Source organism: Vibrio limimangrovi (genome assembly GCF_054064025.1).
Genome location: NZ_JBSUGF010000010.1, coordinates 107,657 through 120,660 on the forward strand (window position 1 = coordinate 107,657; position 13,004 = coordinate 120,660).

Below are 13,004 nucleotides of genomic sequence, written 5' to 3' on the forward strand. Positions count from 1 at the left end.
ATTGTAATTAAGATTCTGCTTGGATAATTTACTACATAATAAATGCAACTATATGCATTATTTAGCGGCGAAAATTAAGAACTATTTTTGGCTCAAAGGAAGCTGACAGGGTACATATACTGAAAAAGTGTTCACTCTTTGCGAGCAGAGCTAGGGTGAGAACACACGGTATTCCCTTCACCGTAATAAAACGCCTTTGCCGTTATTACCCCAATTCGGGATGACGTCGAGTGCGAATTAAGAAAGTAAGTACGCCTTAGATTAAGATATTGTGCATAGAGATAAATGCCATATCTATTATGTCCGCATGACAAGAGCTCAGAGAAGCCAAATACGGACTAAAATAATGTTCACTTGATACCCCAATTTACATTCGATCAGGTGGACATCCATTCCAAGCTATAACGATATGGAGAACAACAATGGCTGGTGTATTGGGAATGATTCTTGCTGGTGGTGAAGGCTCTCGTTTGAGACCTTTAACTGAATCTCGTAGTAAACCTGCAGTACCGTTTGGCGGTAGCTATCGACTGATTGACTTTGCGCTGAACAACTTCGTGAATGCGGATTTGATGCGCATTTATGTGCTCACTCAATTTAAATCTCAATCTCTGTTTTATCACTTAAAGAAAGGTTGGAATATTAGTGGGATAACGGATCGTTTCATTGACCCAATCCCGGCGCAAATGCGCACTGGTAAGCGCTGGTATGAAGGTACAGCCGATGCCATTTATCAAAACTTACGTTTTATGGAGCTATCTGAACCAGATCAAGTTTGTATATTCGGCTCTGACCACATATACAAAATGGATATCAAACAGATGCTGGACTTCCATACCGAGAAGGGTGCGTCACTGACGGTTTCTGCTTTACGTATGCCGCTGAGTGAAGCATCCCAGTTTGGTGTGATTGAGGTTGATAGCGAAGGTCGTATGATTGGCTTCGAAGAAAAACCTGCAAATCCAAAATCGATACCAGGGGACCCTGATTTTGCACTGGTGTCGATGGGGAACTATGTATTTGAAGCCGAGATTCTGTTTTCTGAACTGATAGAAGATGCGGATAATGAAGAGTCTTCGCATGATTTTGGCAAGGATATTATCCCTAAAATGTTCCCTCGTGGTGATGTGTATGTTTACGACTTTAGCACCAACCATATTACCGGTGAGAAGGAAGAAGTGTATTGGCGTGATGTCGGTACTATTGACTCGTACTGGCAAGCCCATATGGACTTGCTAGCGAAAGATGCACCGTTCTCGTTATATAACCGTAAATGGCCACTGCATACCTACTATCCACCGTTACCACCTGCAACGTTTACCGATTCCGACAACGGTCGAGTGCAGATTATCGATAGTCTGGTCTGTAGCGGCAGCTACATTCGTGGCTCTAGAATAGAAAAATCTGTGCTTGGTTTTAGAAGTAATATTGCATCTGCTTGCGATATCAGCGAATGTGTACTCCTTGGTGACGTTAAAATCGGTGAAGGCTGTGTTTTACGTCGAGTAATCGTGGACAAAAACGCTGATATTGCACCTGGCACTCAAATTGGGGTAAATCTTCAAGAAGATAAGAAGTTATTCCATGTGTCAGATGACGGTATTGTCGTCATTCCTAAAGGAGCAAGAGTTGGCTACTAACAACTTATCTATTCTGTTTGTAGCGTCTGAAGTCGAAGGATTGATCAAAAGTGGTGGCTTGGCAGATGTTGCCAAGGCACTGCCTGAAGCTCTTCACCAACTTCAGCAAGATGTACGAATTACCATTCCAGCGTACAATGGTATTAAAAACTTGGCTGATGCTGAGGTCTTGTTAGAGACGCAATTAACATCATGGCCACATACAGAATATCGAGTATTGAGGCTTTTTCTCGGTGATGTGCCGGTCTATTTGATAGATTGCCAGCCATATTTTAATCGCCCATCTATGTACGCGGAAAATAACCAAGCTTATCCGGACAACGGAGAGCGTTTTGCTTTCTTTAGTGCTGCGTGTTTGGATATGTTACCAAAACTGGATTTCAGACCAGATATCGTGCATGCCAATGACTGGCACACAGGACTTGTTCCGTTTTTGTTGAAACACCGCTATGGTTCAGATCCATATTTCGTGAATACACACAGTGTGATTTCTATCCATAACGCAGTGTTCAAAGGTGTGTTCAGCTACGATGATGTGCAATGCCTTCCAGAGTTTCAGAGCCGAAGCGTTCACGATGCCGCAGTAAGTTCAACTCACATCTCAATGCTGAAAGCGGGCGTGATGAATGCTGATAAAATTAATGCCGTGAGTCCTACCTATGCTGAAGAATTGAAAACAGAGTTAGGCAGTCACGGAATGTCCTGGGAATTTCAGCAGCGAGCGCACGACTTAGTCGGTATTCTCAACGGTTGTGATTACTCGGCGTGGCATCCTGACACAGACAGTTACCTACCATCTAACTACCAGGCAAACTTCGACAGCATGGTGGCAGGCAAAAAAGCGTGTAAAACTGCACTGCAACAAAGGTTACAGTTAGCTGAATCAGATTGTGCGATGTTTGGTATGGTTTGTCGTCTTACTATGCAAAAAGGGCTGCATTATTTGCTGCCTGCATTGGCGGATTTCCTCAAACACGATGTACAACTTGTTTTGGTCGGAACGGGAGATCCTTCTCTGGCTGCTCAGGTGCGTGATGTTGCGGCTGAGTACCCTAACAAATTTGTCTTTGTTGAAGCTTATGATAACGAGCTAGCTCACTTAGTTGAGGCTGGGTCCGATTTCTTTTTGATGCCTTCTGAATTTGAACCATGTGGTTTAAATCAAATCTATAGTATGGCTTATGGCACCTTGCCTATTGTGCGCGGTGTAGGAGGCCTGAAAGACAGCGTCAATGACTATGATTCTGACCCTTCTAATGCTACGGGGTTTGTCTTCTATGAGCCAACACCGCAAGCGTTGCTGTTAGCTATGCTCAGGTCTCTACTGCTTTATATTCAAGATAACGCTGAACTGAAGCGAGTGCAGCTCCATGCGATGCAGCAAGACTTCTGCTGGCGAAAGGCCGCGGAAGAATATTTGCAGCTTTACCACTCAGCGTTAAAGCTGTTTATTCCGCATTGATGCCATTTAAGCTAACCTAAAATTGTAACAAAAGGCACCGGTAAAGGTGCCTTAGTTATCTAGAGTGGGCGGAGTGTGGTAGGATTACCTCACTCAATTGATAAACTTGTTTTTTACTTTGGTATATGACTCAGCCACTACTTTTCCATAAAACCTATTTGCACCCTACCAGTAACGAGTGGGTCGTTTTTGTGCATGGTGCTGGTGGCAGTTCTTCGATTTGGTTTAAGCAAATTAAAGCTTATAAGCAGCACTTTAATTTGTTGTTGATTGATTTGCGAGGACACGGCAAGTCAAATCAGTTGTTAAAAGAGCTGATGACGAGTCGTTATACGTTTACTGAAGTTACACAAGACATTTTAAAAGTATTGGATCATCTGAAAATCCAATCGGCTCACTTTGTCGGGATGTCGTTAGGCACGATCATCGTGCGAAATATTGCAGAGTTGGCGTCTGAGCGGGTTAATTCAATGGTATTGGGTGGGGCGGTGACTCGTCTCAACATTCGCTCACAAATTCTGGTAAAGCTGGGTAACTTTGGCAAACATATCTTGCCGTACATGTGGCTGTATAAACTGTTCGCCTATATCGTGATGCCACAGCGTAATCAACGAGAGTCTCGTCACTTGTTTATTCGAGAAGCTAAAAAGCTTTGCCAAAAAGAGTTTAAGCGCTGGTTTATTTTGGCGTCAGATGTGAACCCGTTGATGAAGTACTTTAAAGACCGGGAATTAGAAATTCCAACGCTCTACCTGATGGGGGACAGGGATTATATGTTCATCCAGCCAGTGAAAGAGATGGTTGCGGCACATAAACTGAGTGTATTGCTCGAAATCCCAAATTGCGGTCATGTTTGTAATGTAGAACGTCCGGAAGACTTCAATCAGCACTCGATTGAGTTCATCAAGCAACAAAGTTTAGTTGTTTAATCTATAAGGTTCTAGGTCCTAGGTTTTAGGCCCTAGGGGGAGCTCTCTTTCTGTACTCAGTTTTCTGTAAGCGAAGCGCTCTGTATCCCCATACAACAAATACCAACGTTTAATCAAAGCACCGCAGTTCCAGCGAGCAATCCTAGGATCTAGGATCCAGGGCCTATCCCCTTAACTACCTAGAGCCTTTGGTCTTACTTTCTTCATCACCCATTTGGCAATGATAGGAAACAGTCCCAGCAAAGCAAATGAAGCTAACACACCAGGTGAGACGATATCTGACAAGCTTTCGATATTGGCCAATTGTGTCCCTGCATTGAGATAGACGGCCGTCCCTGGGAGCATACCGATTTGGCTCGTGAGATAAAAACGGCCAACGTTCATCGGAGTTAATCCCATCAATAAATTGATCAGGAAAAAAGGAAAGACGGGAATCAAACGTAATGAAAGCAGATAGGACGAGCCATCGTTTCCAACACCTTGGTTGATAGCTGTGAGCTTTTTCCCGAACTTGGTTTGTACCCAGTCTCTTAATAGGTATCGGCTACTCAGGAAAGCAAGGGTTGCGCCTATGGTACTGGCAAACGAAACCAAAACTAAGCTTATCCAAAAACCGAATAGAGCAGCACCTAATAGAGTAACGACTGCTGCACCGGGAATAGAGAACGCTGCGACAGCGATGTAAGCCAAGAAATAGAGGGTCGTTGCAATAATAAAATTTTGTTCGATATAGGCATTCAGTGCCTCTTGTTGAGATTTAGCGTTTTCTAATGTTAAGTTCTGACCAAAGTTAACGGCTAAAAGAATGACCGTTAAGAGCAGTATTAACCCAAAAATGAGTTTTCTGTTCATAATCGTACTCCAGTTGGGTTACTTTTCTCTAAAACGTTAACAGGTACCATTTGGGAGGAAAGGGACCTGCTAACTATTGTATGTTTTACAGACTAATAGACAGGTTAAGGTCTAAAAAAATTTCAAAAAAAACCGCAGACTAAGCTGCGGTTTTAAAACTAATATCAGAAAAGCTGTTAAGAAAGCGCATTTTTCAACTCTTCTCGGCGAGACTGGGGAACGACGCTCCAATGAGTGCCGTTAATTGCGCCCTCTAAGGCCCAAAGCAGCTCAATGCTTACCTTTGCAGAATGTGAGTCACGTATCGCTTTATAGGCGCTTAGAGCGCCTTTCTGTTCTAACTGCTCTACTGATTCAATACCCGCCTTCTTTAGCATTCGCTCGGTAGCCAGCCTCAGGTTGGGCAAGTCTTTCAATCTGTTCGGCTTAGTACTGGCTTGTTGCTTTTTTTCTAATTTGGCCTGTGCTAACGACTGCTGCGCTACTTCTATCAAACGCTCACTTGATTCCCATAAATCATTGGAAATCGCGTAGTATTTAGTAACGACCGGAAACCCACGCTTTTTATATACGTAGGGTTTGAGTCCTTGCGTCTCGAAGTTAGATGAAGTTTGTTGGTCTGCTCGGATGTGAAGTTGATCATTCACAACCAGTGCAAACATCGTCTCATCAGCGAAAAGTCCAAAGCCACCAAACATTGAGCGCGACTTGATTGTACCAAGTGCCTCAAATAGCTTCATAGAATCTTTGAGTATCGGTTTATCCATGATGTGTTATCTCGGTGTAATTAACATTACGCCACCAAAAGTCAGGTCCGAGAGGTTAGCAAATACATACAGGAACAATGTCATTAAAGGGTAAACTCATCATATGTATATTTGCCATCGGTAACCCCGCTACCTTCCATTAATCAAATGGTTCAGGCCGGAAGCTTTGCGTCCCACCCTTTCGGATGGTTTGCCCTGTGCGTGACCTGTCGAGAATACTTTGTCTCTTGAATTAACATCACATTCTAGCGAATGAAGTGTGATGTTAGTTCAGGAAAATTAATCAAGATTATGTCTTGGTGTTCATATCTTGGGCAAAGGTTTTTCAACGAGAGGTATGGGTGTGAGAAAAGGACTACACGCAGCTAAAACAGCAACTTACCAAACATTTAACTTTTAGTCGTAGCGTTATTGAGTAAAAGGCTTATGTTGAGACAAAAAATAAGCGCTCCGGAGAGCGCTTGTTGCCAATTAATTGAGCTTTTTCACTGTATTACGAACGACCAGTTCTGGCTGCATTTCGAAAATGCGCTTCTCGTGCTCTTTGTCTTTAATGCGTTCAAGTAAAATTTCGAATGCATTTTTACCAACACGGCGTTTCGGTTGGTGAATGGTCGTAAGTGGCGGAGAAAAGTATTCTGCCAATTCGATATTGTCATAACCAACCACGGAAACATCGTCCGGGATCTTAATGCCATTTTGTTGTAAACGACTCATTAAGCCCAAAGCCATTGTGTCGTTGAAACAGAATACTGCGGTAGGACGCTTTTTCATTGCGGTAATTTTGTCAGCAACCAGAACCGCGGTATCACATTCAAAGTTACCTTCAAGAATCCAATCTTCGTTTACGGGTATATTCGCTTCTGCCATTGCTCGGCGGAAGCCCATAATGCGCTCTTGGCACGCGAGTTTTTCGAAGTGACCACTTAAGCAGGCAATATCAGTATGACCGTTGTCAATCAGATACTTAGTTGCGATGTAGCCGCCTTCTTCTGAGTTATCCATGATCTTGTCGGCTTGTGAGCTCTCAGGGCCCCAATCCATGACCACTTTTGGAATATCAGAATGACGGTCAAGCATCTCTTTTAGTTCTTCCGTCAGGTCTGAACACATCACTAAAATCCCATCCACACGCTTTTCAGCCAGCATTCGAATGTAATCGCGTTGCTTTTCGTAGATACCACCGGTATTACATAGGATCAGAGTGTAACCTTGACGATAACAGTAGCTTTCAACACCATCGATAACTTCTGAGAAGAATAGGTTAGTCGATTGAGTTACCAACATTCCGATGGTACGAGTTGAGTTACATTTCAAGCTACGAGCAACTGCGCTCGGTGCGTAATTGAGCTCATCAACTGCTTTCATTACTTTTTCTTGAGTTGCTTCTGCAACAAAACGCGTCTTGTTGATGACGTGCGAAACTGTAGTAGTAGAAACGCCGGCTAATCGAGCAACGTCTTTTATAGTGGCCATAAAGGTGTCCTGTATCGAGCTACTAATATACCTTGGAGTATAAAACCTTTTACTGAGTGCCTTTTGTAAACTTAGTGCCGCATAAACGTGTACGCTGAATCTGTTTCGCAGTGACAGCTCCGAAAACGGTAGAAGGTCTGTAGCAATACGGTTGATGAATATTATCGTCTTTCTCTGAGCGAAGAAGAGAACGTCAACCTAGTAAGAAAACACAAAAACCGCTTTATTTCAGCGGTTTACATAAAAATCATATTTAATCGTTTGCGTTCACATTTTAGCCCTATGTGGGTTGGCTGGCAATGACTTCAGCAGCAGATTTGTGTCTTTTATGTCACATTTTGATTGCTAAAAAAGCAAGCAATGGGACTCAATGAAGGGCAAACGAATAAAAATTGGGGAGCGCGAAAATAGGCTCCCAATCATTGGTGGCAATTATTCACCAAGAAGGTAAGCGCTGTCTAGTTTGCAAAATGCAACTAATAGTTGCGCGACGCTTGCGTAGAAACCGAAATCATCCATTTGCTGACATTTTGCTGCAAATTGTGGCAGCCAAGATAAGAGTTGACGTTCGATGAAATCATTCTGATTTGAGAAGGCTTGTTCCATATGTTTTTCTTGTTCGAGCTCATTGGAACGGATAATCATGCTGCCTAAAAAATCGAGTTCTACGGCTAAGTGATCGGCAGGTTCGTTAAGCTTATCGTCAATTGGTACGCCGAAATCAGCCATCAACTTCTCCATCTCTTGTGTTGATTTGTTATTCAGTAAACCTGTTTCGCAAATGTACAGGGAAGCATAAGGCGGAGCCCCATACTTTTCTGTTTTTAAGAACAGTTCACAAAAGTCGGCGGCGAGTGCGAGTTGGGCATCTTTACGGTTTTGTAATCGGTTCAGTGCATCTACCAGAACGTCAATTGAAGGTTTTAGAGTGTCATTTTCACTTAAGCCAGCTAAAAAACTCCGAATTTCAACACTGTGGTAAGCTTCCAGCTCTTTGTCTGCCAGTTCTTTGACAAACAAGCTAGAAAACCACCAGTAAATTTCGGCGCGTTTTTCATTAAAAGCTTTCACTTCTTGCATTCCAGGCTCCTCAATGATGTTTTATGTGTCGCATCATAAAATCACTAACGGATGTCCTTTAAGTGTAATCAATTAATAACGACAACTATGATGTTTTCTGGCCAATTATGTCCGTTTAATAATGACGTTTCGCAAGCTTGTTTTGAATCAAAAAAAGCGTGAAATCTTGCCTTTAAATCTGCCAGTGACTAGAAATGTGAATAGTTATGAATAGAATACATCTTGGATAAGCAAATGACGGAAAGTGGTGTAAATGAGCTATCACGTATTAGTCGTAGAAGATGATGTTGTCACGCGTAGTAAGCTGGCGGGATACTTCCAAAACGAAGGCTACACCGTTAGTGAGGCAGGGAGCAGCGCAGAAATGCGTGAAACACTGCAAGCGGGTGATATTGACCTGATTATGCTGGCTATCAACTTGCCGGGTGAAGATGGCCTGATGCTTACGCGTGAATTACGTAGCCAATCCGATATTGGTATCATATTAGTCACAGCACGTACGGATAGTATCGACAAAATTGTTGGCCTTGAAATGGGGGCGGACGATTATGTCACAAAGCCTTTTGAACTCAGAGAGTTATTGGTTCGCGTTAAAAATCTGTTGTGGCGAATTTCGACCGCACAGAATGGTTCGAAGTCATGCGAAACCAACGAACAGCACATTGTCCGTTTTGGTGAGTGGACATTTGATATCCAACGCCGCGCTTTGAGTCGCAGTGGCGAGCCCGTTAAACTCACTAAAGCAGAGTATGAGCTCTTGGTGGCGTTATCCTCTTACCCGAATCAGGTCCTAAGTCGTGAACGTATTTTGAATATGATCAGTCATCGAGTGGATGCGCCTAATGACCGTACCATTGATGTCTTAATTCGGCGTATGCGCGCCAAGATGGAATATGATCCCAAGAACCCACAAATTTTTGTCACGGTTCATGGAGAAGGCTACATGTTTGCCGGTGATTAATACCAAAAAGAAAAGCTCAAGAAAAAGGAGAGCAACTGAATCTGCTCTCCTTTTTTGTTCCGCTAAATTACCTTATGTAATGCACTCTATGCATTCGCTACTGAGGCTCTACCATCGGAGTCTCACCAACGGTGTCTCGCAGGCGTTGCCAGATGCTGCCAAGATATTCATGCCAGAAAAGTTCTGTTTGCTCTAGGTAACGAGCCTTTGGTGAGTATTTATCCCAAGCTTGGTTCACTTCTTCAATCGCCAGGAAGTTGGTCGGCGCCGGGATCGGTCTAATACCTGCTGCATTAAATTCATACAGTGCGCGGCTCATATGGCTGGCAGAGGTAACCAAAACGATTTCCTTTTGCTGGACAAACGCTGCAGCCTGCCGAGCTTCTTCCCAGGTGTCTTTCGCATCTTCTAATAAAATAATGTCGGATTTCGCCACACCAAGCGCTAGAGCAACGTTCGCCATCATACGTGCATGACTGATTTCGGAACCACCGTCATAGCCAGATAAAATCAACTTTGCGCCAGGGTACATGCGCAAGATACGAATGCCTTCGCTGAGACGCATCAGTGCGGCACGACTTAACTGAGAAGTCGGTGGAATTTCGTCATCGATAACGTGGCCATTTCCCAATACCATGACGTAATCGATTGTGCCAGAGACTGGCAGAAATGCTTTGTGCTCACGCTCTAAAGGCATAAGAAGCTTAGTTGAGACAGGTTGGAAGGCTACAAGGAAAATGCCAACTAGAGAGAATAATACAACGAAGCAGCCAGTTTTACGTTTCATGGTAAAACTAATGAGAGCAAGGCCCAAGAAGCCTATCAGCAACAGTGCTGGTAGGGGCATCAGCAAGGCTGACATTACTTTTTTCAGCTCAAACATACATAAATAGTCCGAAAAAACATCAATTGATAATAAAAATGAGGGTACCCCTCTTTATTCCTGCTTTCCTTGTGCCAGAATAGCGGCACAATCCGTTATGATAACTCAGCAGAAGTGACAGAAGACCGCAATTTCGACGATATCGCCCACAAATTTGCAAAAAATATATACGGCTCCGACAAAGGAGAGATCCGCCAAATCATTGTGTGGGAAGATTTTCTACAGATTCTAAGTGAATTAGACGCCGGGCAGCAACCCCTTGAAGTATTGGATGCAGGTGGTGGTTTAGCACAAATGTCTCAAAAGCTTGCTAAGCTCGGACATCGTGTTGCTTTATGTGATCTATCTTCGGAAATGCTGCAACTAGCCAAACAGGATATTGAAAATAATGGTTTGCTTGAGCAGTATCGCCTGATTCATTCACCGGTACAGTCCATTGGCGAGCACATGGAAAACCAGGTGGATCTTGTTATGTTTCATGCTGTGATGGAGTGGCTGGTCGATCCTAAGATGGCACTCGAAACGGTATTGGAACAAGTTAAACCGGGGGGTATTGCATCAGTGATGTTCTACAACCACCATGGTTTAGTCTACAAAAACGTGGTTTGTGGCAACATTCCTCATATTTTGGACGGCATGCCTCACCGAAAAAGATTTAAACTACAGCCGCAAAAAGGATTGAAGCCAGAAGAAGTCTATCAATGGATAGAAGATGCTGGTTTCAGTATTTGTGGAAAGTCTGGTATTCGCTCATTCAGTGATTACATCGGGAATGTGCAAAATATGGGTGATTATCAGTTTGAAGATGTGTTGGCGCTAGAAAAACAACTTTGTAGACAAGAGCCATACCTCTCATTAGGCCGCTATATTCATGTGTGGGCCAAAAAGAAAGAACAACAGGAATAACAATGAGTGAGATGACTCTCAATGCTGCAGAACAACCTATTGATGAATTGGTTGGCTGGGTAAAGCAGCAAGATTTCTCGTTGAACCTGACCACAGAGCGACTGGCGTTTTTGATTGCCATCGCGGTATTAAGTAATGAAAGGTTTGACGATGAATTGGGTGAAGGTGAATTGCACGATGCATTCACTATCGTCACTCGATTTTTTGATGAGACGGGCGAAGCGTCTGCTTTTCGTGCAAACAATGCTATTAACGAGATGGTTAAGCAGCGTCTTATCAGCCGTTTTGTCAGTGAAGTGACCGACGGTGCGAGTATTTACCGCTTGTCGCCGTTAGCGATAGGTATCACGGATTATTACGTACGTCACCGTGAGTTTTCTAAGCTACGCCTTTCTATTCAGCTATCGATGGTTGCTGACGAAATGGCAAAAGCGATTGAAGCGGCACAAAAAGGTGGCACGCCGGGTCACTGGAACAAAAACGTGTATGGGGTACTTAAGTATTCTGTTGGCGAAATTTTCGACCAGATTGATCTGAACCAACGTGTTATGGATGAGCAGCAGCAATCTGTGAAACAGCAAATTGCCGATCTGCTCAACAAGGACTGGCGTGAAGCGATTAATAACTGTGAAGCGTTATTGTCCGAAACGTCCAGTACGTTGCGTGAACTTCAAGATACACTGCAAGCGGCCAGTGATGAGCTGCAAACTCAGATCCTCGATATTCAGGAGCTTGTTTATGGCGATCCTGAGCTTGAGTTTATTGAAGAAGCACTGTTTGGTCTGCAAATGAAGCTGGACCGAATCACGAGCTGGGGTCAGCAAGCGATCGACCTCTGGATTGGCTACGACCGACACGTACACAAGTTTATCCGTACCGCCATCGATATGGATAAGAACCGTGCGTTCAGTTCTCGTTTGCGTCAATCCATCAAAGATTACTTTGATATGCCTTGGTATCTGACTTATGCAGATGCTGAGCGATTATCCGACCTTCGTGATGAAGCCTTGGTACTACGTGATGACGAAGTAACCGGCCAAGTTCCGATGGAAGTGGAATACGAAGAGTTTCAACAAGTCAATGATGAGTTATCAGAGCGTATTGGTGACATGCTAAAAGCCCATAAAGAGCAGGGCACACCAATCGACTTGAGCGTGGTGCTGAGAGATTACCTAGCACAACATCCATTTACTCATCACTTTGATTTAGCTCGAATTATTGTTGATCAGGCTGTGCGTCTTGGCTATTCAGAATCGGATTATCAAGCGATTCAACCAGACTGGAAATCAATCAACGAATTTGGGGCAAAGGTACAAGCGAATGTCATCGACCGATACTAATGAATACATGCCAGATAAACTGGCTAAAGCAATTTCTAACCCTCTGTTCCCAGCGCTAGACAGCATGCTTCGAGCAGGGCGTCATATCTCAACTGAAGATCTAGACAATCACGCATTGTTGTGTGATTTCGAAGTTGAGTTGTCTTCTTTCTATCAGCGCTACAACACCGAACTGGTGAAAGCGCCTGAAGGTTTCTTCTACCTTCGTCCACGTTCTACTTCTCTGATTGGCCGTAGTGTCCTGTCTGAGCTGGACATGCTGGTAGGTAAGGTATTGTGTTTCTTATACCTCAGTCCTGAACGTCTGGCGCATGAGGGTATCTTCACTAATCAGGAACTTTACGACGAGATGCTTGCACTCGCGGATGAGAAGAAGCTGATGAAGTTGGTAACCAACCGTGCAACAGGCTCAGATCTTGATAAAGAGAAGTTATTCGAAAAAGTTCGTACCTCGCTGCGCCGTCTGCGCCGCCTTGGCATGATCATCAATATTGGTGAAACCGGTAAATTTAGTATCAGTGAAGCCGTATTTCGTTTCGGTGCTGACGTCCGTGTGGGTGATGATATGCGTGAAGCGCAGTTGCGTCTGATCCGTGATGGTGAAGCTGTGGTTCATACCAAAGAGCCAAGTCAGGGTAGCCTGCTGTCTGAAGAAGACCAAGAAGATCAAACTGAAGAAGAAATGACAGAAGAGGGCGAAGCATGAGC

At 43.8% G+C, this 13,004-nt stretch carries 12 protein-coding genes and 1 riboswitch; of the genes, 7 read left to right on the top strand and 5 right to left on the bottom strand.

Going from position 1 to position 13,004, the window contains the following annotated elements:
- The first annotated feature begins 422 nt into the window (after positions 1–422).
- The 3 genes from glgC to ACWYU8_RS14930 all read left to right on the top strand — a co-directional run bounded on the left by glgC (position 423) and on the right by ACWYU8_RS14930 (position 4,031).
- A complete protein-coding gene (gene glgC / locus ACWYU8_RS14920; RefSeq protein WP_457520439.1) occupies positions 423–1,640 on the top strand; it encodes a glucose-1-phosphate adenylyltransferase in 1,218 nt (405 codons plus the stop codon).
- Positions 1,630–3,102: a glycogen synthase GlgA gene (glgA, locus tag ACWYU8_RS14925; protein ID WP_457520440.1), complete on the top strand. Its 1,473-nt coding sequence runs from the start codon at positions 1,630–1,632 to the stop codon at positions 3,100–3,102. The genes glgC and glgA overlap by 11 nt, the downstream gene beginning before the upstream one ends.
- 125 nt (positions 3,103–3,227) lie before the next feature.
- Positions 3,228–4,031, top strand: coding sequence for an alpha/beta fold hydrolase (locus ACWYU8_RS14930; RefSeq protein ID WP_457520441.1), 804 nt, complete (start codon positions 3,228–3,230; stop codon positions 4,029–4,031).
- 171 nt (positions 4,032–4,202) lie between these two features.
- Here ACWYU8_RS14930 and ACWYU8_RS14935 read toward each other — a convergent pair whose 3' ends face one another.
- From ACWYU8_RS14935 to torD, 4 genes are all read right to left on the bottom strand, one after another.
- A complete protein-coding gene (locus ACWYU8_RS14935; RefSeq protein ID WP_457520442.1) occupies positions 4,203–4,883 on the bottom strand; it encodes a TVP38/TMEM64 family protein in 681 nt (226 codons plus the stop codon).
- 176 nt (positions 4,884–5,059) lie between these two features.
- On the bottom strand, positions 5,060–5,650 hold the full coding sequence (locus ACWYU8_RS14940) for a TfoX/Sxy family DNA transformation protein (protein ID WP_457520443.1): 591 nt from the start codon (positions 5,648–5,650) through the stop codon (positions 5,060–5,062).
- Positions 5,651–5,766: 116 nt separating this feature from the next.
- A riboswitch (cyclic di-GMP riboswitch) is annotated at positions 5,767–5,855 on the bottom strand.
- A gap of 266 nt (positions 5,856–6,121) precedes the next feature.
- Positions 6,122–7,126: an HTH-type transcriptional repressor PurR gene (gene purR, locus ACWYU8_RS14945; protein WP_457520444.1), complete on the bottom strand. Its 1,005-nt coding sequence runs from the start codon at positions 7,124–7,126 to the stop codon at positions 6,122–6,124.
- A gap of 432 nt (positions 7,127–7,558) precedes the next feature.
- Entirely contained in the window at positions 7,559–8,206 is a 648-nt protein-coding gene (gene torD / locus ACWYU8_RS14950) for a molecular chaperone TorD (RefSeq protein WP_457520445.1), read from the bottom strand.
- A 253-nt stretch (positions 8,207–8,459) separates the two neighbouring features.
- On the opposite strand from torD, the gene torR reads away from it, so the two are divergent.
- Positions 8,460–9,167 carry a two-component system response regulator TorR gene (gene torR / locus ACWYU8_RS14955; RefSeq protein WP_457520446.1) on the top strand — a complete coding sequence of 236 codons (708 nt, stop codon included), beginning with the start codon at positions 8,460–8,462 and terminating at the stop codon, positions 9,165–9,167.
- A gap of 97 nt (positions 9,168–9,264) precedes the next feature.
- Here torR and elyC read toward each other — a convergent pair whose 3' ends face one another.
- Positions 9,265–10,050, bottom strand: a complete 786-nt coding sequence (gene elyC, locus ACWYU8_RS14960) for an envelope biogenesis factor ElyC (protein ID WP_457520448.1) — start codon at positions 10,048–10,050, stop codon at positions 9,265–9,267.
- Between the two features lie 114 nt (positions 10,051–10,164).
- Between elyC and cmoM the strand changes: the two genes are divergently transcribed.
- Genes cmoM through mukE form a run of 3 tightly spaced genes read left to right on the top strand, consistent with a single transcriptional unit; the run spans position 10,165 to position 13,002 of the window.
- A complete protein-coding gene (cmoM, locus tag ACWYU8_RS14965; RefSeq protein WP_457520450.1) occupies positions 10,165–10,956 on the top strand; it encodes a tRNA uridine 5-oxyacetic acid(34) methyltransferase CmoM in 792 nt (263 codons plus the stop codon).
- Between the two features lie 2 nt (positions 10,957–10,958).
- On the top strand, positions 10,959–12,296 hold the full coding sequence (gene mukF, locus ACWYU8_RS14970) for a chromosome partition protein MukF (protein ID WP_457520451.1): 1,338 nt from the start codon (positions 10,959–10,961) through the stop codon (positions 12,294–12,296).
- On the top strand, positions 12,277–13,002 hold the full coding sequence (gene mukE, locus ACWYU8_RS14975) for a chromosome partition protein MukE (RefSeq protein WP_457520453.1): 726 nt from the start codon (positions 12,277–12,279) through the stop codon (positions 13,000–13,002). The genes mukF and mukE overlap by 20 nt, the downstream gene beginning before the upstream one ends.
- Positions 13,003–13,004 lie beyond the last annotated feature (2 nt).